The organism is Fibrobacter sp. UBA3718 (genome assembly GCF_002371935.1).
Lineage (GTDB): Bacteria > Fibrobacterota > Fibrobacteria > Fibrobacterales > Fibrobacteraceae > Fibrobacter.
In genome coordinates this window covers 141533-162332 of record NZ_DFHR01000013.1, presented here as the reverse complement: position 1 = coordinate 162332, position 20800 = coordinate 141533, and the positions used below count along the sequence as shown (strand labels likewise).

The 20800-nt window shown below is 56.8% G+C and carries 15 protein-coding genes; 7 read left to right on the top strand and 8 right to left on the bottom strand.

Features of this window, described 5'->3' with window-relative positions; genetic code table 11:
- Positions 1-6 precede the first annotated feature (6 nt).
- The 5 genes from B4A77_RS03915 (at position 7) to B4A77_RS03895 (ending at position 3748) form a co-directional block, all read left to right on the top strand.
- Positions 7-435, top strand: a complete 429-nt coding sequence (locus tag B4A77_RS03915) for a hypothetical protein (RefSeq protein ID WP_097035422.1) — start codon at positions 7-9, stop codon at positions 433-435.
- Positions 435-1595, top strand: coding sequence for an NAD-dependent epimerase/dehydratase family protein (locus B4A77_RS03910; protein WP_290738497.1), 1161 nt, complete (start codon positions 435-437; stop codon positions 1593-1595). Before B4A77_RS03915 ends, B4A77_RS03910 begins: the two co-directional genes overlap by 1 nt.
- 2 nt (positions 1596-1597) lie before the next feature.
- Positions 1598-2359 (top strand): glycosyltransferase family 2 protein, encoded by a 762-nt coding sequence (locus tag B4A77_RS03905; protein WP_290738494.1) that lies wholly within the window; start codon positions 1598-1600, stop codon positions 2357-2359.
- A gap of 17 nt (positions 2360-2376) precedes the next feature.
- Positions 2377-2970 (top strand): fibrobacter succinogenes major paralogous domain-containing protein, encoded by a 594-nt coding sequence (locus B4A77_RS03900; protein ID WP_290728223.1) that lies wholly within the window; start codon positions 2377-2379, stop codon positions 2968-2970.
- A gap of 187 nt (positions 2971-3157) precedes the next feature.
- Positions 3158-3748, top strand: coding sequence for a fibrobacter succinogenes major paralogous domain-containing protein (locus B4A77_RS03895; RefSeq protein WP_290728222.1), 591 nt, complete (start codon positions 3158-3160; stop codon positions 3746-3748).
- 35 nt (positions 3749-3783) lie between these two features.
- Here the strand turns inward: B4A77_RS03895 and slyD are convergent, their stop codons facing one another.
- Genes slyD through B4A77_RS03880 form a run of 3 tightly spaced genes read right to left on the bottom strand, consistent with a single transcriptional unit; the run spans position 3784 to position 7438 of the window.
- Positions 3784-4401, bottom strand: coding sequence for a peptidylprolyl isomerase (gene slyD, locus B4A77_RS03890; protein WP_290738490.1), 618 nt, complete (start codon positions 4399-4401; stop codon positions 3784-3786).
- Between the two features lie 57 nt (positions 4402-4458).
- Positions 4459-6993 (bottom strand): U32 family peptidase, encoded by a 2535-nt coding sequence (locus B4A77_RS03885; protein ID WP_290738487.1) that lies wholly within the window; start codon positions 6991-6993, stop codon positions 4459-4461.
- A 43-nt stretch (positions 6994-7036) separates the two neighbouring features.
- Positions 7037-7438, bottom strand: a complete 402-nt coding sequence (locus B4A77_RS03880; RefSeq protein ID WP_290728218.1) for a hypothetical protein — start codon at positions 7436-7438, stop codon at positions 7037-7039.
- 131 nt (positions 7439-7569) lie between these two features.
- Between B4A77_RS03880 and B4A77_RS03875 the strand changes: the two genes are divergently transcribed.
- Positions 7570-7710: a hypothetical protein gene (locus B4A77_RS03875; protein ID WP_173366671.1), complete on the top strand. Its 141-nt coding sequence runs from the start codon at positions 7570-7572 to the stop codon at positions 7708-7710.
- 25 nt (positions 7711-7735) lie between these two features.
- Here B4A77_RS03875 and B4A77_RS03870 read toward each other — a convergent pair whose 3' ends face one another.
- The 5 genes from B4A77_RS03870 to B4A77_RS03850 all read right to left on the bottom strand — a co-directional run bounded on the left by B4A77_RS03870 (position 7736) and on the right by B4A77_RS03850 (position 17012).
- A complete protein-coding gene (locus tag B4A77_RS03870; RefSeq protein WP_290738484.1) occupies positions 7736-8239 on the bottom strand; it encodes a RidA family protein in 504 nt (167 codons plus the stop codon).
- A 159-nt stretch (positions 8240-8398) separates the two neighbouring features.
- Positions 8399-10075, bottom strand: coding sequence for a sodium-dependent transporter (locus B4A77_RS03865; protein WP_290738480.1), 1677 nt, complete (start codon positions 10073-10075; stop codon positions 8399-8401).
- A gap of 42 nt (positions 10076-10117) precedes the next feature.
- A complete protein-coding gene (locus B4A77_RS03860; RefSeq protein ID WP_173381553.1) occupies positions 10118-11389 on the bottom strand; it encodes a chloride channel protein in 1272 nt (423 codons plus the stop codon).
- Positions 11390-11538: 149 nt separating this feature from the next.
- The gene (locus B4A77_RS03855; protein WP_290738474.1) at positions 11539-13812 is read right to left on the bottom strand and encodes an aconitate hydratase; all 2274 of its coding nucleotides are present in this window, start codon (positions 13810-13812) and stop codon (positions 11539-11541) included.
- Positions 13813-13859: 47 nt separating this feature from the next.
- Positions 13860-17012: a cellulase family glycosylhydrolase gene (locus tag B4A77_RS03850; RefSeq protein WP_290738471.1), complete on the bottom strand. Its 3153-nt coding sequence runs from the start codon at positions 17010-17012 to the stop codon at positions 13860-13862.
- A 138-nt stretch (positions 17013-17150) separates the two neighbouring features.
- Between B4A77_RS03850 and metH the strand changes: the two genes are divergently transcribed.
- Positions 17151-20780: a methionine synthase gene (metH, locus tag B4A77_RS03845; RefSeq protein ID WP_290738468.1), complete on the top strand. Its 3630-nt coding sequence runs from the start codon at positions 17151-17153 to the stop codon at positions 20778-20780.
- The last annotated feature ends 20 nt before the right edge of the window (positions 20781-20800 follow it).

Here is a 20800-nt window from a genome sequence, read left to right as displayed (position 1 = left end):
GAATTTATGAAGTTTACCCATGCTTTGATTCTTGCAAGTTCGCTCGCGTTTTTCGCTTGCGGTGACGATGAATCTTCCACCGGTCCGAGCAACAACGATACTGCGGACTGCTCCGTGACCGACGGTGTGAAGGTCGTTTCCCCGAAGGGCGGCGAGGAATTCAAGGTGGGCGAGACCATCAAGGTCGTGTTCGGCTCCGACATGGATTTTGGCGGCTTCGGTGTTGAGCTCCGCTTCGACGAGGGCGCGAAGAAGGTGAACCTGCTCGAAGAAAGCATCGACGACGCTGTAATCGATGGCAAGACCTGCAACGAGTACAGCATCAAGCTGGATGCCGAGGGCATTGTTGCGGCAGACGACGCCTACATCTACGTCTACCCGTATTCCAAGCAGTCCAAGGCGGGCAAGTCCGGGACCTTCAAGGTCAAGGAGTAATGACCTCCCGCTTCGACGACAGTAGTTTCACCGTGGCCATCGTGGGCTGCGGTGGTTTTATCGGTAGCCATTTGCTCGACGCCGTGCTGGAACGTACCCGCTGGCGTGTTTTTGGCGTGGATCTCGATTTCTACAGGCTGCAGCACCGCCTGAATCATGAGCGGTGCGAGTTCCTGTGTGCGGATTTGGCCGACCCTGCTGTCGTGGAGCGCATCGCGCAGTTTCCGCTGGTGGTGAATTTGGCGGCGATTTGTACGCCGAGCCGTTACATGGGGGAGGCGTGCGAGGTTATCCGGAGCAACTATGACCATCCGGCGGCTTTGGCCGAGGCGTGCGCGAAGAGCGGGGCCTGGCTCGTGCATTTTTCCACGTCTGAGATTTACGGGAAGACTGCTGCCGATTCGGGCGAGCTGGTGGAAGATTCGACGCCTGCCGTGTTCGGGCCCGTTACCGCGAGCCGCTGGAGCTATGCGACGGCGAAACTCCTGGCGGAACGGTTTATCGCGGGGCTGCCCGGCTTGCGCTGGACGGTGGTGCGCCCGTTCAATTTTGTCGGGCCGTACATGGACTTTATGCCGGGCGTGGACGGCGAGGGAATCCCGCGGGTGCTTGCGAACTTTTCGACGGCGCTTTTGCGGGGCGAACCCCTGAAGCTCGTGAACGGCGGTAAGGCGAAGCGCTGCTTTACGAGCGTGCACGACGCGATTGATTTCTTGTTTGCGCTGTTCGATGCGGGACTTGGATGCGCGTTGAGTTTTGGTGTCGGTGATTCGCCGGATGCTGGTTGTAAAACCGCGGCGGGCGCTGGTCACTCGGGTCGAGATGCCGTGGGTGTATCGAAGGTAGGTGCCGCGCCGAATGCTGGTGTATTTTCGCAGGCGTTCAATGTCGGGAATGCGGGGAACGAGGTTTCGATTGCGGAACTGGCGCAGAAAATGCGCACGATTTTTGCGAAGGTGCGCGGGGTTGATGTCTCTACGCTGCCGGAACCGCAGGCGGTCGCGGGCGAGGAATACTACGGCGCGGGTTATGACGATTCGATGCGTCGCATGCCCTCGGTTGCGAAGGCCGAGCGCCTGCTCGGGTTCAGGGCGCGCATCCCGCTCGACACGGCTCTAGAAGAATCGCTCTCTTGGTTCGTGAAGCATTATTCCGTTTAACAATGATTTTCGACTACTTCATCTTTGTCCCTGCATACAATGTCGCCGCGACTCTCGCCGGCGTGCTGGGGCGCATTCCTCCCGCGGTCATGGAACGCGCGCAGGTGCTCGTGATTGACGACGGCTCGAAGGACGATACCCGCGGGGCTTACGAAATGTTTGTCGGTGCAGCTCCGAATACAAAAAATGCCGCCCATCTTGAGTACATGCGTTTCGAATTCAACCGTGGGTACGGAGCCGTTGTCAAGTGCGGAATTTCCGAGGGGCTGCGCTCCGGCGCAAAATACATTGCTTGCCTGCACGGCGACGGGCAGTACCCTGCAGAACAACTTGGCGAATTCTTCGCGCATCTTGAAACAGCGGACATTTCCTCCGCGGGCAATTCTCCCGCAATCGCTCTGGTGCAAGGCTCGCGCCGCCTCGTCCCGGGGGCAGCCCGTGCAGGCAACATGCCCCTCCACAAGCGTATCGGCGGCGCGTTCCTTACGGCGATCGAGAACATTGCCTTCCGGCAGAAACTAACCGACCGCCACAGCGGTTTCATTGTCTACAATGCGGAATTTTTGAAGACGCTCGACCTCGCGAAACTCAGCCCGAGCTTCGACATCGACCTGGAAATAATCTCCATCGCCGATGCCTGCGGCTACCGGCTGGCCGAACTTCCGATACCTACGCGATACGCAGACGAAAAATCCAACCTGAACGTAGTGACTTACGGCCTGCGCGTCTTGCGGCAGGTTTTGCGTCGACTGTGTTTGCGCTAATGACAAAGGATCCTGATATGAAAAAATTACAGCTAATCGCTGCTGCCATCGCCCTTCTTATGACGGGCTGCAATGAGGATGCTCCCTTCACGATGAAGGACAAGGCCGGCAACGTCTATAAGACTGTCATGATCGGGAACCAGGTTTGGATGGCCCAGAATCTGAATGTCGAGACTGAAGAGAGCTGGTGCTATTTCGACAATCCCGCGAACTGCGAAAAGTATGGCCGCCTGTATACGTGGAGTGCTGCAAAGAAAGCTTGCCCCGAAGGCTGGCATTTGCCTGACACGACAGAATGGAATGTCTTGATCCAAACGGCTGGTGGCGGCGAAATTGCTGGCGGCAAACTCAAGTCCACGTCCGGTTGGGATGAAGACAAGGGCGAAAGCGGCAACGGGACGGATGATTTCGGGTTCTCGGCGCTCCCAGCCGGCAGCAGGGGCATCTATGCGGGCTTTACCCTCAAGGGCGGCGTTGCATCCTCATGGACTTCTACGGGGACCAGCCGCTACTACGCGTACAGCATGTGCTTGAACTACAACTATGCCACAGCAAAACTGGGTGTCAGCAACAAGAACTACGGGTTCTCGGTCCGCTGCGTGAAGGACTAGCTGTCTAAGCAAAAATAAGGCGCTTTTTGCGTTTTTTGAGGGGCTTTGTCAAAAATGTTAAATAAGCGGTGATGTCTGAAGTTCTTTGAATTTTTTTTCATTTGCTACGACATTTCAGTTTTTTTTATTTACATTGAATGTGATAGAACTAGTTTGAGGTTTTTATAGAAAACTAAAGGATGAAAATATGAAAAAATTACTGATAATTGCTGCCGGCATTGCCCTTCTTATGACGGGTTGCAATAAGGAAATTCCCCTGACAGTAAATGACCGGGATGGCAATACCTATAAGGTCATCAAAATCGGAAAGCAGGTTTGGATGGCACAGAATTTGAATGTCCGGACCGAAGATAGCTGGTGCTATGACGACAATCCCGCGAACTGTGAAAAGTATGGCCGTCTATATACATGGGATGCCGCTGCGAAAGCTTGTCCCGAGGGATGGCGCTTGCCTAGCAAGGATGAATGGGAAGATTTGTTCGATGCTGTTGGCGGCTCAATGAGTGCTGCCAAGAAACTCAAATCCACGTACGGTTGGAAAGAAGATGATGGTGAAAGTGGTAATGGTACGGATGATTTCGCTTTCACGGCACTTCCTGCTGGCGCTAGGGATAAGCGTGTGGGATCCTTTGATGAAGGCTACATTACGAGATTTTGGAGTTCTACTGAAATCAGCGCCGATTTGTTGTACAATATGGGCTTGTCGAACTCTGGCAGTGCGGACTTGGGCTCCAATGGTAAGTCCTTTGGAATTTCAGTTCGCTGTATCTTTGACTAGGCCTACAACCGTCAGAGCTTTTAGCCGGGCTTAAACTACCCGTTGCCGTGGTGCTTGTCGTGGTTGGGGCAGCCGCAGCCGCCCTTGCCGTCGCAGTTTTCCTTGTGGCCTTCGCCGCCGCATTCGCATTCATGGCCTTCCTCGCCACAGTGGCACTCGTGGTCGCCTTCGCCCTCGTGCTTTCCGCAGCAGCAGTGGTGGCCTTGCGGGTTGAGTTCCTCTTCGGTGGCCTCGCGCACGCTCACGACTTCGATGGCGAAGTTCAGGTTCTTGCCCGCGAGTTCGTGGTTCGCGTCAATCACGGCCTTGTCGCCCGCGACGGACTTCACGCGGATGGGCATCGGGCCCATGGGGGTCTGGGCGTAGAACATCATGCCGGGTTCCACCTTGTCAACTCCCTGGAACACGTCGACCGGGACTTCCTGCGTCATGCGCTCGTCGTATTCGCCGTAGCCTTCGGCGGGGATGACCTTCACATCGAACTTGTCGCCGACTTCGTGACCGACCATCGCGTTCTCGAGCCCCACGACGATCATGTGTGCGCCCTGGATGTACTGGAGCGGTTCGCGGCCTTCAGAGGAATCGATGACGGCTCCTTCGTCGGAGGTGAGGGTGTAGTGCATCTGGACGACGGTCTTATCGGCGATTTTCATGGTGTTCCTTTGGCCCTGAGTCTGGGCGGTGAAAATTATAGGCGCAATATAGAAAAATTAGACCTTCTTGCGGTCGTGCCACACGCTTTCGTTGAATAGCTGGCCTTCGGAAAGCCCGTATTTTTCTTCGACGCCGGCGAGGCGGATGGCCTCGTCGATGGATATTTTCCCGCGGATGGCCTGCGTGTAGATGAGCGCCTTCTTACGCACTGTTGCTGCGTCTTCCTGGAGCATTTCGAGGCGGAAATGGTTCACTCCGGCGGCGCGTAAATCCGGCAATAATTTCAGGGCGGATTGCGGTTTGCCTACGAACAGTGTGTTGCGGCATTCCGCGTCGCTCTGCAGAAAGTGACGTTCGCCCTTGTGGTCGAGAATTTCGACCTTGTGCTGGGTGCAAATCTTGCCGCATTCGGGGAATCGCCTGCCGGTAGTGAGCGCGCGGGCAAACGCGCAGTATTCGGAATGGAAGGCGGGCATGTACTGGTGGAGCGTGAGTTCCATGCGGCTCCCGTCGATATCATCCAGCAGGTCGAAAAGTTGAGTGGAGTTCAGGTCCCACGAGGGGTGGAGCGTCTGCAGCCCCTGCAAAAGCAACCAGTCGTAGCTCAGGCAGTTTGCTGCATTCAGGCTGTAGTCACCCGCGAGCGGAATGCCACTTTCCTTGAGGATGGAGAGCGCACCGAGGTTACGGACCAGCGCAAAGTCGGGGCATAGCCGCAGGATGTTCTTGAGGTAGTGGCTTTCGCCCGGCTTGTGGATACGGAGTGTGGCCATGCCTGCCCTGAAACCGAGTTCGCGGATTTGTTCGAGCGGTTCGTCGTATTTTACGCCCCAGTCGAAATCCATGACAACGTTGTCTATGTCGAGGCCTTCGAGGGCTGAGATTTGTTCGGGACTGCGGACGAGCACCGAAATGACCGGTCGCGCGGCAGTGGGCGCAACTTTCGTGCCGAACTTTACGCTGTTGAGGAGGGCACGGCCCGCTACTGCGCTCGGGTTCAGTTCCTTCCATTCGCAGCGTTTTGCGTCGAGCAGTTCTATGGCCTTCTGGCGTAACGTGCGCAGGAGTTTGCCCGGAATGAATGCGCCACGCTCAACATTGACTTCAAGATTCTTGAGGCTGTAGGCGGTCGCGCTCAGCCCCGAAAGTTCCTTCTGTGCGAGGTCGCGCAGTTTATCGCCCATGTCACCGTTCTTCGCGGCTTCGAGCACCGTGTCACTTTCGATTTCAACGCGGTTGCGCGGTACATCGTAGACGGCGAGCTTGAGCACATTGCCGATGCTTCCCGAAAGTTCCATCTTCACGGGAATGCGCTTTGCCTGCTCGCGGTCGGTAAACGTCTTGCGCAGTTCCTTTTCCAGTGCGGGGGAGTCGTTCCTGTAGGCCTTCATCCCGCGGGCGACCTGCCGCATGTCGAAATCGCGCCCGAATTCCATTTTCAGGAGTTGCGGGCCGCAGCCGTGCGTAGATGGCTTGCTCTTGTGCTCGTGCACGACTTGCGAGGCGTAGAGTCTTGCACCCGCGCTTTGCGCGAATCTCGGTTCCTCGAAGAGAATCCCGTCACCCGGCCGCGGCATCATATCCGCAAGAACATTTTCATCCAGTTCCACCACGACACACCCGCGCTCCACGCGTACGACCGTCCCGAGGAACATCCCGTGATGGTTGCTGAACGTGCCGTCCACGAGTTCCTGGTGGTTGTCCCCGTCGAGCCAGCCCGTGCGTAGTCCGCGGCTGAACAGCACTTCGAGCGGTTCCATGTCCTTGCCTTCGAGCGGGATGCGGCCAAGCGCCTTGCGGTAGGCTCGCGCGACCGCCGCAACGTATTCCGGGCTCTTGAGGCGGCCTTCCACCTTGAGCGAGCTCACGCCGATTTCTTCAAGTTCGCCGAGTCGCGGGAGGGCGCACAAATCGTGCGGGCTGAACAGGTATTGCGCATCCGTATCGCGGTATTCCTTGCCGTCCACGAATATGCGATAGGGGAGCCTGCAGCTCTGGGCGCACTGCCCGCGGTTTGCGCTGCGACCGCCGAAATTCTCGCTGGTGAGGCACTGCCCCGAATAGCTCACGCATAGCGCGCCGTGAATGAACACTTCGAGCTCGAGCGGGGTCGCTTCCTTGATGCGGGCGATTTCCTTGAGCGAAAGTTCGCGGGCGAGCACGGCGCGGTTGAACCCCAGTTTTGCCGCCAGGTTCACGCTTTCGGCGCTCGCGAGCGTCATCTGCGTGCTCGCGTGAATTTCCTGCGTGGGCGCGATGGCGCGTATCAGGCGCGCAAGCCCGATATCCTGGATGATGAAGGCGTCCGGTTCCAGCGAAATCACCTTCGTGAGGAATTCCGGCAACTCTCGCAGTTCGCGCTCGAATACGAGAACGTTCATCGCAAGGAACGTGCGCACGCCGCGTACCCTCGCATACCGGATCATCTCGCCGACGTCTTCGAGCGAAAAGTCCTCGGTGCGCCCGCGCGCGTTCCAGTGCGGAACCCCGAAATAAACGGCATCGGCGCCGTTAGCGACGGCGGCCTCGAGCATCTCGCGCGTACCCACGGGCAAGAGAAGTTCCGGAGATGGCCTAGTATTCGAATTCATTTTATCAAAGATATTTTTTTCGTCTTCGCAGGGCGCTTTATGTCTACACGATATCTTCGAGCTTGTATCCGAATTTCACGACGGCTCCGGATTCGCGTACCATGAGGACCTTGCGGTGGGCGAGCCCCTCGAGGATAGCCTCGTCCAGCCGATCCTGGATGTCTTCGGGGCTGCCTTCGAACGAAATTTCCTCGATTCCGTTAGGGAAAACTTCTTCTGCCCAGTCGCGTGCTGCCTTGTTGCCCGCTTGCGTGATGACGGCCACTACGGTGTAATCCGGGTCCATCTCGTAGAGGGCTTCGTGGATGAATGTGTCGTCATCAGGTGTGTTTGCCTTGCTGGTGAACAATCTCGGCAGGCCAAGGGGGGGAACATTCGCATCTTTTACCGAAACGGAACCCTCGAAACCCTGAGCGACGAACCATGACCAGATTTTGTCAATCATAATACCCTTTTTTAAAGCTGATGGACTTTATTCTCTTTATTTATAATTAAATTTCGGCTATGAAAAAATTTTTCGCTATTTTGGCAATAACAGGTTGTTTTCTGGGACTTAGCGCTTGCGCTGATCAAGAAATGAACAATGAAATCGCACGGCTTACAGCGAACAAGGTCGAAATGGAACGCCAAATCCAGGCGATGCAGCAGGAACTTGATTCGCTGAAGCGTCAGAATGCGAAACTGGCGAGCGAACTATCCGCGCTGGACATGAACTAGCCCGGCGCAGAAGCCTTTAAGTTTTTTATTGCTCAATCCAGTTCATGCGGCCGGTAAAGCGCACTTCTTCGGGGACAACCTGGAAGGTGCAGCTGATTTCGACGGCGGCATTCTTCGGAAGCGCGGAAACACCCACGGCGGTACGCGCGTGCTTGCCGTTTTCACCGAGAATCTGGACGGCAAGTTCGCTTGCGCCGTTCAATACGGCGGGCTGTTCGTGGAAGTCGGCTGCGGACTGCACGAATCCCTGCATCTGCACTAGCTTGAGCGTTTCGCCGTGTTCGAGTTTCGTCATGGCGGCGGCGATGTTGTTGAGGAGGCAGACGCGTGCGGCCTCGGTCGCCTTTTCTGCAGAAAGTTCAGTCGGGATGGTACCCGTGTAGGCCGAAAAATCGCCCTTGACGCTCGGGAGCTGTCCTGAGACGACGATGGTGTCGCCGAAGCGAACGGCGGGAACGTATGCGGCAAGCGGTGCCGGGCATTGCGGGAGCGTAAGCGCCAGTTCTTCAATTCTCTTTTGAATATCCATTTTTTCTTCCTCTTGTCATCCCCGCAGAGGCGGAGATCTTTTTGTTAAACTTACTTCTTTTTAAACACCTTCGAGAAACAGAAGATGCATAGCCCGATGATGGCCGCCCACGAGGTGAGCATGAAAATGAGTCCGCCTGTCGTAAATTCTGCGTCCATGCTACTTCTCCTTTTTCTTCTTGTTTGCCAAGCGGTTGATGTATTCGTCCGACTTGCCGAGCGGCATCTTGTGGATGCTCGTGTCACGACCCATTTCGGCGGTGCCGCCCTTGCGCCAGGCATAGGCGATGGCGATATTCAGGAGCAGGACTATCAGGAGCATGAAGCCGCGGAAAGCCCAGGTGAAGTGGAGCTTCGAGAATTCTCCCCCGAGGAACGTCACTTTGGCATCGGCGGGAATGTTGCTCAGTGTGATGAGCGGGAGACCGTCGGTGAATGTGAACGAAACGAGCAGGATAATCAGGTAGGCCGGACAAACATACTGGATGATGGGCCTGAAGAAGCGGGGGAGCTTGAGCTGCGAGCCCTCGTTCATCAGGGCGAAAGCCACGGATTCGCCGGGCTGCACAATCTGGGACTTCTTGCGACCGAGCACGAACGAGAAGATGATGGCCTGGATGGCGCCGAATACCACCAGCAGGAACGTGCCGCCCCAGAAGTCGAGCTCGTCGACCGTCCCCGCGGCAAGGCCGAAGATGGCGGTGAGGCTGCCGATGAAGATGATGGTGCTGATGGTTGTGACGGACTTCTTGCGGCTGAACTTGAGATCGTCTTCGCAGAAACTGATGAGCGGTTGGATGATGGAAATGGCGCTGGTGATGCCTGCAAAGAACAGGAGCGCGAACCAGAGTGTCTGCAACGCACCGCCGAGCGGAAGCGTTCCGAACACGTATGGCATGGTCTGGAATCCGAGGCCGAAGGTGCCGAGCTTCGCGCATTCCTCGATGTTGGCGCCCGCGATGATGACCGCGATGGGGATGACGACCGTACCGCCGACGATGATTTCGGCAAATCCGTTCGTGGCGCTAGCGGTAAGGGAAGAGAGCACCAGGTCTTCCTTGGGCTTGAGGTAGCTCGCATAGCACCAGATGATGCCCATGCCGAGGCTCATGGTGAAGAACACCTGACCCGCGGCCGCCATCCATACCTTGGGGTTGGCGAGTTCGCTGAAGTTCGGGTTCCACATGAAGGCGAGGCCCTTGCCTATGTTCGGAAGCGTAAGCACGCGCACCACGAGGACGATGCCCAGGAATAGCAGGATGGGCATGCAAATCTTGTTCACGCGTTCGATGCCTTTGCGCACGCCCAGGGCGAGAACGGTCATGTTGCTGGCGAAGGTGATGAGGAAGAAGATGATGGCAGACGGGATGGGGCCCACGCATGTCTTGAGCATGATGAAGTCACCGAAGAACTGCGTTACCGCGGCGCTACCCTGGGACGTGACTTCCATGAGCTTGCCCGTGAGAGAGTAGTAGGCGAACGCAAGGATCCACGACTGGATGAACACGTAGTAGAAGACGATGAAAATCGGTGGCAGGAGCCCGATGGAGCCGAGGTGCTTTGCCCAGGGCTTCTTCTTGTCGAAGATGATGTGGAGCGTGCTCGGGGCGGTGCCGTAGTTGTGGCGGCCCGCGTAGCGTCCGAGTGTCCATTCCATCCAGGCGAGCGGGATGCCGAGGAAAATAAAGGCGATGAGGTAGGGAATGATGAATGCGCCACCGCCGTTGGTGGCCGCCTGTACGGGGAATCGAAGGAAGTTGCCGAGCCCGACTGCCGAACCTGCGACAGCGAGGATGACTCCTATCTTGGAGCCCCAGTTTTCACGATTGTTTTGCATGCCTTAAAATTAAGACATTCTATGCGGTATGGCAACCCGCTTTTAGCGCAAACGCAGTTTCTTTTGTGCGTAAATGCTTTTGCCGCCGTTGCACACGTAGGCTGCCGTGCAGACTACGAAGAATGCAGGGAGCAGGTCGAACCCGAAAATCTCCGCTCCGACGAGGATGGGGGCGAAGAGCGTGTTCGTGCCGGCTCCGAAAACAGCCGCGTAACCGAGGGCGGCGGCAATCGGGAGGGGGACGCCAACGATTGCGGCAAGTACCGTGCCGAGAGTCGCTCCGATGGTGAACAGCGGGGTGACTTCGCCGCCCTGGAACCCGACCGAGAGCGTGACGATGGTGAACAGCATCTTCAGAATCCAGTCGTAGGCGTAGATATCGCTGGCGGCAGATGTCGCGGAACCCGAAAAAATCATGTCGGTGAGGTTCGTGCCGAGTCCGGAATAGCGGCCCTGCCAGCAGAGCAGCAAGAGAGCGCTGAGAACCACGCCCATGATGGCGACGCGCTTCACGGGGTTCGGGAACTTTTCCGCAAAGAATTTCTTGGAAAGCGGGAGGAGTCTTGCAAACCCGCCGCCGACTATCCCGAAAATGGCACCAAGGACAGCGAGTCTCAGAATAAAGTAAATGTCGAGTCCGCTATCGTTCCAAAGAATCCTCGAGATGTCGCTCGGGAATATGTCGTTCATGGCGATGACGGTAGTTTCTCCGAACATCTGCGAGACCTTGCAGGCGGTAAAGGCGGCGACTGCGGCGGGGAGGAGGGCCGCCATCTCGAGGTGGCCAGCCAGGAGGATTTCGAGCGAGAGCGCGATGGCCGCGAGCGGTGTCTGGAAAAGCCCCGCGAAGCCTGCCGCCATGCCTGCGACAAGCAAAATGCGGGGAGCGTTCTCCACGTGGATCTTTGAGCTGATGTTGTGCCCGAGGGTTGCGCCAATCTGCATGGCCACGCCTTCGCGGCCTGAGCTACCCCCGAAGAGGTGCGTGACCCAAGTCGTTACCATGATGAGCGGGATGAGACGGAGCGGAATTTCCCTTTCCTTGCCGTGCGCGACGTCGAAAATGATTCCCATGCCGCGTTCGGAGCCCTTGCCGATTTTCATGTAAGTGAGCACGATGGCGACGCCACCGAGGGCGAGAGCTGGAATCCAGTACAGCGGGTTTGTGTCGCGAATGGCACCGACGCGGTCGAGTACCTGGCCAAAGAATGCGGTAAGCGTTCCGACGATGGCGCCGAGCAGGAGCGCTGCAACCACAAGTATCGGCTGCGAAAACCAGCGGGCGAGCTTTTCCTTGATTTGTGCTTTGGCCATCTTCATGGCCTGCTCCTTCATCTCGGGGCTCATGTTCTTGTAGATTTCTTGCCAGTTCCTGTAATCCATCGCGTATCCTTTTTTCGCCGCCAAATTTAGAAAAAAGCCCCCGCTTTTGCGAGGGCTTATAAATGACTATTGACTTACGATTACTTGTTGTTCGCGCGGATGAGGTTGAGGGCGGAACCCGCCTTGAACCATGCCCACTGCTGTTCGTTGTAGGTGTGGCTGAGCGCGATGTTATCGACAGAGCCATCCTTGTGGTGGGCGACGAGCGTGAACTCGGAACCCGGAGCGAACTTGGTGAGACCAACGATGTCGAACACGTCCTGTTCCTGGATCTTGTCGTAGTCGGCGGCGTTCTTGAAGGTGAGGGCGAGCATGCCCTGCTTCTTGAGGTTCGTTTCGTGGATGCGGGCGAAGCTCTTCACGATCACGGCCTTCACACCGAGGAAGCGCGGTTCCATGGCAGCGTGTTCGCGGCTGGAGCCTTCACCGTAGTTTTCGTCACCGATCACGATGGAGCCCGTGCCCTTGGCCTTGTAAATCTTCGCAAGTTCAGGGACTTCCTTGTATTCACCGCACTGGCAGAGGACCTTGTTCGTTTCGCCGTTAAATGCGTTCACGGCGCCGATGAGCATGTTGTTCGAAATGTTTTCGAGGTGACCGCGGTAGTTGAGCCACGGACCGGCCATGGAGATGTGGTCGGTGGTGCACTTGCCCTTGGCCTTGATGAGGAGCGGGGCTCCGGCGATGTCCTTGCCGTCCCAAGCCGCGAACGGAGCGAGAGCCTGCAGGCGCTTGCTTTCGGGGTTGATGGAAACGGTAATCTTGGAACCGTCTTCGGCCGGAGCCTGGTAGCCGGCGTCCTTGACTTCGAAGCCCTTCGGCGGGAGTTCGCACTGTTCCGGCGGGTCGAGCTTCACGGCCTTGCCCTCATTGTTTACGAGGGTGTCGGTCATCGGGTTGAAGCGGATGTCGCCGCTGAGCGCTGCAATCACGGCCATGAGCGGGGAGGCGACGAATGCGTGTGTGTTCGGGTTGCCGTCGGCGCGCTTTGCGAAGTTGCGGTTGAAGCTGTGGACGATGGTGTTGAGTTCCTTCTTGTCAGCTCCGGCACGGTCCCAGCGGCCAATGCAAGGACCGCAGGCGTTCGTCATAATCGTTGCACCGAACTGCTTGAACAAGTCGATGAGGCCGTCGCGTTCGGCGGTGTAGCGCACCTGTTCGGAACCCGGGTTAATGAGGAGCGGGCACTTCGGAGAAAGACCCTTCGCGAGGGCCTGCTTGATCATGTTCGCGGCCATGAAGAGATCTTCGTAGCTGGAGTTCGTGCAGCTGCCGATGAGGGCGGCGCTCACGACCGGGGTAGATTCCGGCTTGGTTTCGGTGGCCTTGAGGCTTTCGGCCATGTCGGTCACGGCGTAGGCGCGGTCCGGGCTGAACGGGCCGTTGAAGTGCGGCACGAGTTCGCTCAGGTTGATTTCCACGACGCGGTCAAAGTACTTTTCAGGATTTGCTTCGACTTCGGGGTCGGCTTTGAGGTGTTCAGCAATCTTGTCGGCGGCGGCGGCAACGTCGGCGCGGCCAGTCACCTTGAGGTAGCGGCTCATGGAATCGTCGTAGCTGAAGGTGGAGCAGGTAGCGCCCACTTCGGCACCCATGTTTGCAATCGTTGCCTTGCCTGTTGCGGAGAGGCTGCGTGCGCCTTCGCCGAAGTATTCGATAATGGCGTTGGTGCCGCCCTTCACGGTGAGGATGCCTGCGAGCTTGAGGATGATGTCCTTCGCGGTTGCGAAACCCTGGAGCTTGCCGGTGAGTTTCACGCCGATCATCTTCGGGTACTTGAGTTCCCACGGGAGGCCCACCATGGCGTCCACAGCGTCTGCACCGCCCACGCCAATGGCGAGCATGCCGAGGCCGCCAGCGTTCACGGTGTGGGAGTCGGTACCGATCATCATTCCGCCCGGGAAGGCGTAGTTTTCGAGCACCACCTGGTGGATGATGCCTGCACCCGGGAGCCAGCAGTCAATGCCGTACTTGGCGGACACGGACTGGAGAAAATCGTAAACTTCCTTGCTTTCTTCCTTCGCGCGGGGGAGGTCCTTTTCGACACCTTCGCGAGCGATAATCAAGTGGTCGCAGTGCACGGAACTCGGCACTGCTACGCGGGCCTTGCCGGCGGTGGTGAACTGGAGGAGGGCCATCTGGGCGGTTGCATCCTGCATGGCCACGCGGTCGGGGTGGAATTCGGCAAAATCCTTGCCGCGCTCGTAAGTCCTGTTCTCGGCGCCATCGATCAGGTGGCTGTAGATAATCTTTTCGGCGAGGGTGAGCGGACGGCCCAGCTGCTTGCGGGCAGCTTCAACGCGGGCGGGAATGCGGGCATAGACGCCCTGGATCATGTCGAAATTGAAAAGCATAGTCTCTTTGGGTTATAGGTTGAATTTTCGGGCGTAAAGATAGAAAATTATCGGGTCACGATGCGGTGGGCGATGTTGTTCCACAGGTTGTCGATGTGGCCTTCGCCGAGCCGCAAGCGTTGTGGGAGCGTTGGCGTGCGGTCGTAGAGCATCTGGATGTATTCGTCCTTTTTGCCGCCAAAATCAAGAATCTCGACGGTATAGACGCTCGGTACGCTTTGGCTGCGGGTGTTGCGGATGGCAACGACAGTTCCCGTAACCTGCAAGGTGTACATCTTCTTCGATATGGTGAGGCTGATGGGCTCGCCTAGGTTCAGGATGTTCAGTTCGTCGGTAAAGATGTCCACTCCGTGTTCCGTCAACTTCGTGGTAATGCCCTCGATTTCGTGTCCGTCCTGCTTTTTCACCATCACGTTCTCGGCGGCAAGGACCTTCACTGGTTCGCTGTCGGAGTCGCGGCCCATCCCGAGGAACAAGCACATGGTGAGGTAGTAGGCGTTGCGGAAAAGCCAGAAGAGAACGGCGAGAATTTCGATGTATCCGAGTGCGATAATCATGTAGCCCATGTGGACGATACCCGCAAGAGTGAGTACGAGCAATACGGCAAACGGGGCGATAGTCTTCCCGTCGGCCTGCGGTCGGACTGCGCGCTTGTCTTTCTGGGTCACCTTGAACTTGGAAAGCGTCATACCCAGAGTCTCTTTGACGATGGGCAAAAGCAGGAACGGCATGACGGATGTCTCGTAAATGCCGCTCCAGCGGGCGCTAATCTTCCCGTGGCTTGTGAAGCGGAGGGCCCACATCGACATCAGGTGCATCGGGAGCCAGAAGAGGGCGAGGTCGATAAGCGTACACTTGAATATCGGTACGCAGAATACGGCGAACATCAGGGGCGAAAGCAGGTAGATCAGGTTCTTGAGGGGGGAGAACCAGTAAAGTACGGAACTCAGGTAACTCAGTTTTTGCGAGATGTTCAACTTGCGATTGAACATAAACTTGAGCTGCTTTGTGGTCGCAATGACGCCGCGTCCCCAGCGGGTGCGCTGCTGGATGTGTTCCTTGAATGTCGAGGGCGCAATGCCCGATGCGAGCGGTTGCGAAAGACCGAGGCTCACAAAGCCTGCCGATTCGATCAGCATGCCAGTTGCAAAGTCTTCCGTGATGGATTTCGTGTAGAATCCGCCGATGGCGTCAAGTGCCTTGCGCGAAATAATCGTGTTCGACCCGCCGTAAATCACGCTGTTGGTGGATGTCTTTGCAGCCTCGATGACGCAGTAGAAGTAGTCCTGCTCGTTAGGGACCTTCGTTTCGGCGTAGAGGTTGTGCTGGAACACGTCGGGCGTGTAGAAACTTTGCGGTGTCTGGATAAACCCGAGCGGGCGGCGCGTTTCTTCGGGGAGGCTTGCGTTGATGCGTTCTGCATCCACAAAATAGGGGATAGTCCTGAGCAGGAACTTTCTCTGCGGAATCATGTCCGCGTCAAAAGTCACCACGTAGGGCGAACTCGTGCGGGCGAGTGCCGCGTTCAGGTTGCCCGCCTTCGCGCCATCGTTGTTCGTGCGGTCGAAGTAGTTTATCTCCAGTTCCTCGGCGAGTTTGCGCATTTCGCTACGGCGGTTGTCGTCGCACAGGTAGATATGCACCTTGGAGCGGTCGGGGTAATCCATGTGCTTGCAGCCGATAATCGTCTTGCGCAAAAGTTCGGGCGGTTCGTTATAAGTCGAAATGAAAATATCTACGTCGGGGTAATCCGCGTCGGCAATTTCGGGCAGGGGATGTTCCCGTAGCTTGAGCATTCCGCCGTAGTGTATGAGTGATTCGATAAAGCCGAGGACTTCTATGGCGAGCAGGAGGCAGCTTCCGATGATGGCAATCCAGCCGTAGGCATACGGAATGGAACATGTAAAACGCCAGCACAGATATATTAACGTGAAGAAAGTGCTCAGGAAGAGAAACAGGTCGCCGAGTAATTGCTTTGCTGGCCTGGAGTTGAATTTTTTCGCGCTTTCGTTCTTGCTGAATTTAAGAAGGTCGTCGTAGGTGCGGATTTTCTTGTTCCTGAATCTTTTCTTGATTTTCTGGAACAGGAATATGATGGCGAGCAATACAAATACGGGAGCGGCAAATATGGCCCACACAATATAGGGCTTCGTGCGGGCGAGAATCTTGAAACTCAATACGGGCTCGTAGATAAGCGGAATCTGGTTCAGGTCCTTGCCTTGGAAAAGAGCCCGCGCGTAAAGCCCCGAAAGGCTCAGGTCGGCGTCGGTAAGGGAATCTACCGCCCGGGAGTCGGAGTGGACCATGGCGGATTCCTCTTCCTTGTTCGACATGCTCCAGATGGTGTAGCTCAGGTGCAGGGAATCTAGGGTGGCGTACCACTGCTTGACGCTTTCCAGGTCAATCTTTCCGTCGCCGCTCGCTTCGCAGAGTCCGCTTTCGGTAATGAAGATGGGGGTGCCGCCGCCTACGACTTCCTTGAGGAGCGCAAGCGATTCGCCCTTGTGAGAAGTGGCATAGAAGTGGAACGAATACATCACGTTGTCGAAGGCCACCGGGTCCTTTGCCGGCTCCTGGATTTCGCGGTCGTAATTCGGGGTGCCGATGAGAATCAGCGCGTCGGGCTTGTGCCTGCGGATAACGGGGATGATGATGTTCGCGTATTCCTTGATGTCTTCCCAGGTGCAGTCGCCGTTGGGCTCGTTGCAGATTTCAAAGATCACGTTTGGGACGTTCGCGTATTCCTTTGCCATCATGTTGAAGAAATTGATGGCTTCGGCAAGGTTCTCGTTCGGGTTGTTGTCGTTGAGAATATGCCAGTCCACCATCACGTACATGTCGTTTTCGATGGCATACTGCACGCCTTTCCGCAGAATTTCGAGGTTCTTTTCGCGGTCTCCGTGCACGTAGTCGTTCGAATACATGGCTAGGCGGATCAGGTTCGTGTTCCATTCCCTGCTGAGCTGGCGGAAAAGGTTGGTGTTTACGTATTGCGGGAACCAGGTGAGCCCGTGGGTACTCGCGCCCTTGATGACAACCTGGTTGCCATGTTCGTCGAAGAGGTTCGTGCCTTCTACATGGAGTTTGCCGTTTATGGAGGGTCGGGCGTTTATGACGCTGGTCGAGTCCGCGAAAGCCCATGCGGCAAGGAGAAAGACTACGGCTGTAATCAAACGTAATTTTTTTAGATAGAAGGTCATGATTAGAAATATACGAAAAGATTTTTCTTTGTTTTAAAGGGGAATATGGGAGGGGAGAGGGTTGACCGAGTTTTTTTTTTCTATATTTATGCATATAAACAAATAAATGCATAAAGACTGGTTGCGGCGGTTTGTGCTATGGAAAAGAAAATGACGCTACGTGAAGCTTTCGAAAATAAGATGTTGCTGCTGGATGGCGGCATGGGTTCCGTGATTCAGACTTACGGGATCAAGGGCGCGAACAACGACATGCTCTCCATCGAGAAGCCGGAAATCATTCTCGATATCCAGCGGCGCTATGTGGACGCGGGCGTGGACTGCTTGACGACGAATACGTTCTCGAGCCAGCGCATAAGCCAGCACGAATACCACCAGGAACACCGCATTGCCGAAATGAACCGCGCCGCGGTGAAGATTGCGAAGCAGGCGGCGGCAGAGGCCATGGAAAAGTACGGCCGACAGGTGTACATCCTGGGCGACGTGGGCCCCACGAGCAAGATGCTCTCCATGAGCGAAGACGTGAACGACCCCGCGAGCCGTAGCATTACTTTTGACGAACTCGAAGACGCCTATCTGGAACAGATTCAGGTGCTGGTGGATGAAGGCGTCGATGCCATCCTGATTGAAACGATTTTTGACACGCTAAACGCGAAGGCCGCCGCAAGCGCATTTACCAAAGTGATGGAAAATGTTTCGCGCCCTGTCGAAGTCATGTTTTCCATGACAGTGAGCGACGCTTCGGGCCGTACGCTTTCGGGCCAGACGGTGGAAGCATTCGCCGTGAGCGTGATGCACATGCACCCGCTTTCCATCGGCCTCAACTGCGGTCTCGGTGCCGATGGCATGGTGCCTTACCTGCGCCGCATGGGCAAGGTCGCTCCCTGCTACATTTCTTGCCACCCGAATGCGGGACTGCCAAACCAGTTCGGCGGTTACGACGACACGCCCGAAGACATGGTCAACAAGATGCATGTCTATCTGGACGACAAGCTGGTGAACATGATTGGCGGCTGCTGCGGTACCACACCGGAACACATCGCCGCCATGCGCAAGATGCTGGACGCCCTGCCGGCCGATTACGAACGCCGTAAGCCCGCGCCCAAGTATGCGACGAGCCCGCTACTCCGACTCGCCGGTCTCGAGCCGCTGTTCAAGGAACAGGTGCGCCCGAGCGACGGTGCTGACAGCTGCAACGCCGAAGACTTCGTGAAGGTGGGCGAACGCTGCAACGTAGCTGGCTCCAAGAAGTTCCTGCGGCTCATCAACGAAAAGAATTACGATGAGGCGCTCGACATTGCCCGCAAACAGGTCGAAGACGGCGCCGACGTGATTGACGTGAATATGGACGATGGTCTGCTGGACGCCACCGCCGAAATGCAGACCTTCCTGAACCTGATTGCCTCGGACCCGGCTGTGAGCCGCGTGCCCATCATGGTGGACTCTTCCCGATTCGAAGTCATCGAGGCGGGCCTCAAATGCATCCAGGGCAAGAGCATCGTGAACTCCATTTCCCTCAAGATGGGCGAACAGGCGTTTATCGAGCATGCGCTTACCATCAAACGCCTAGGTGCCGCCGTCATCGTGATGCTCTTCGACGAAGAAGGCCAGGCCACCAACTACGAGCGTCGCGTACAAATCGCCGCCCGCGCCTACGACATTCTGGTGAAGCAACTGGACTTTGCGCCATCGGACATCATCTTTGACCCGAATGTGCTGACGGTCGCGACCGGCATGGCCGAACACAACGCCTACGCCATCGACTTTATCCGCGCTGTCCGCTGGATTATGGACAACCTTCCCGGCGTACGCATTTCGGGCGGTCTTTCGAACCTTTCCTTCGCCTTCCGCGGCAATAACTACCTGCGCGAAGCGATGCATACCACCTTCCTGCATTACGCAATCCCGAACGGCATGGGCATGGCCATCATGAACCCCAGCGCGATTATCGAATACAAGACGATTCCGCTGGAACTCCGCATGGCCATAACCGAAGTGCTGTTGAACACGGAACCGGACGCGAGCGAAGCGCTCATCGAAATTGCAAGCCGCATGACCGCAGCCGCCGCTGCCGCCACGGAAGCGGGCACCAAGTACGACCCGAAGGCGATTTTCGCCATGAGCACGGGCGCGGGCAGTTCCGACGCGGGTAGCAACAGCGTCGCCGACTCCGCGCAGGCAAAAACAACGCCCGAAGAACGCCTGCAAGAAGCACTCCTCAAGGGAACTTCGACAACGCTTCAGCCCGACCTAATGGAACTCATCAACCGCGGCGATAGCCCCGTGGGAATCATTTCCGGCCCGCTCATGGACGGCATGAACGAAGTCGGCCGCCGCTTCGGCGAAGGCAAGATGTTCTTGCCGCAGGTGGTGAAGACTGCACGTACCATGAAGAAGGCCGTGGAAATTTTGCAGCCCTACATCGAGGCGGGCAAGGACGCGAACGCTTCGAGCCGCGGCAAAATCGTAATCGCCACCGTGAAGGGCGACGTGCACGATATCGGCAAGAACATCGTCTCCGTGATTATGGCCTGTAACGGCTACGAGATGGTGGACCTCGGCGTGATGGTTCCCGAAGACGTCATCGTGAAGGCGGTCATCGAGAACAAGGCCGACATCTTGAGCCTCTCCGGACTGATTACGCCCTCGCTCGAAGAAATGTGCACTGTCGCGAAGGCCATGCAGGACGCAGGCCAGCGCATCCCGATTATCGTGGGTGGCGCAACGACATCGCCCACGCATACGGCAGTAAAGATTGCCCCATGCTACGACGGTCCCGTATTCCACGTGCGCGACGCCGCAAGCAACCCGGGCCTCGTGCAGAAGCTTTTGGACTCGGCCACCAGCGAACAGACCATTCAAGAAAACCGTGAAGAACAGCAGCGCATTCGTGACAAGCAGAACGGCATCCAGACCGAAGCTGCAAACGCCATGGCCGCAGCAGAGAAGACTCCGCTCGAACGCCGCTACATTTGCGACTGGAGCAAGTACCAGCCCGTGGAGCCGCCGTTCATGGGCGAAAGCAAACTCCCGCCGATTCCGCTCGAAAAAGTCATCCCGCTTATCAGCTGGGAATACTTCTTCTTCACCTGGAAAATCAAGCCGGACCAAGAAGAAGCCAAAAAACTCAAGGCAGACGCCGAAGAACTTATCAAGAGCCTCACAAAGCCCGAGTATGCGCTGCGTGCCGTGCAGGCGTTCTACCCTGCAGCCGGTACGGAAAATTCCATCAGGTTCAACACGGGCCGTACCGGCACCGACTCCGACTTTGTCGAAGTCGAAACGGCACGCCAGCAGAACCCGGAAGGCACATGCCTAGCCCTTTGCGACTACGTGGCTCCTGCGAACGCGACGACGGCAAGCGTGTTTAACGCTCCCTCCGGCAAAGATGTTTTCCGCGACATCGTGGGCGCCTTCGCCGTCACCGTGAGCGACGCCTTCGTCAAACGCCTCGAAAAGCTTAAGGCCGAACAGGGCGGCAGCGATTACGACGTTCTCTTGATGCAGACCGTCGCCGACCGCCTCGCCGAAGCAGGAGCCGAATACCTGAGCCAGGAACTCGCACGCGTAAGCAACTGGAAGGGCATCCGCCCGGCCGTCGGCTACCCCGTGCTCCCGAACATCAAGGAAATCTTCAACGTCGCAAAACTCATCGATTTTAACAGCGTAGGCATCAGCCTCACCGAGAACGGCGCCATGTACCCGCAAGCCTCCGTGAGCGGCCTCTACATCAGTCACCCCGACGTTGACTATTTCCATGTAAAGGTTTAGATTCGAAAATTCTATATTTG

Excerpts from the sequence above, each read along its gene's own strand:
- B4A77_RS03915 (WP_097035422.1), top strand. The coding sequence starts at position 7 with ATGAAGTTTACCCATGCTTTGATTCTTGCAAGTTCGCTCGCGTTTTTC.
- B4A77_RS03910 (WP_290738497.1), top strand. The coding sequence starts at position 435 with ATGACCTCCCGCTTCGACGACAGTAGTTTCACCGTGGCCATCGTGGGC.
- B4A77_RS03895 (WP_290728222.1), top strand. The coding sequence starts at position 3,158 with ATGAAAAAATTACTGATAATTGCTGCCGGCATTGCCCTTCTTATGACG.
- B4A77_RS03870 (WP_290738484.1), bottom strand. The coding sequence starts at position 8,239 with ATGGATATTCAAAAGAGAATTGAAGAACTGGCGCTTACGCTCCCGCAA.
- B4A77_RS03875 (WP_173366671.1), top strand. The coding sequence starts at position 7,570 with ATGAACAATGAAATCGCACGGCTTACAGCGAACAAGGTCGAAATGGAA.
- B4A77_RS03885 (WP_290738487.1), bottom strand. The coding sequence starts at position 6,993 with ATGAATTCGAATACTAGGCCATCTCCGGAACTTCTCTTGCCCGTGGGT.
- B4A77_RS03855 (WP_290738474.1), bottom strand. The coding sequence starts at position 13,812 with ATGCTTTTCAATTTCGACATGATCCAGGGCGTCTATGCCCGCATTCCC.
- B4A77_RS03880 (WP_290728218.1), bottom strand. The coding sequence starts at position 7,438 with ATGATTGACAAAATCTGGTCATGGTTCGTCGCTCAGGGTTTCGAGGGT.
- B4A77_RS03860 (WP_173381553.1), bottom strand. The coding sequence starts at position 11,389 with ATGGCCAAAGCACAAATCAAGGAAAAGCTCGCCCGCTGGTTTTCGCAG.
- B4A77_RS03850 (WP_290738471.1), bottom strand. The coding sequence starts at position 17,012 with ATGACCTTCTATCTAAAAAAATTACGTTTGATTACAGCCGTAGTCTTT.
- B4A77_RS03900 (WP_290728223.1), top strand. The coding sequence starts at position 2,377 with ATGAAAAAATTACAGCTAATCGCTGCTGCCATCGCCCTTCTTATGACG.
- B4A77_RS03905 (WP_290738494.1), top strand. The coding sequence starts at position 1,598 with ATGATTTTCGACTACTTCATCTTTGTCCCTGCATACAATGTCGCCGCG.
- B4A77_RS03865 (WP_290738480.1), bottom strand. The coding sequence starts at position 10,075 with ATGCAAAACAATCGTGAAAACTGGGGCTCCAAGATAGGAGTCATCCTC.
- slyD (WP_290738490.1), bottom strand. The coding sequence starts at position 4,401 with ATGAAAATCGCCGATAAGACCGTCGTCCAGATGCACTACACCCTCACC.
- metH (WP_290738468.1), top strand. The coding sequence starts at position 17,151 with ATGGAAAAGAAAATGACGCTACGTGAAGCTTTCGAAAATAAGATGTTG.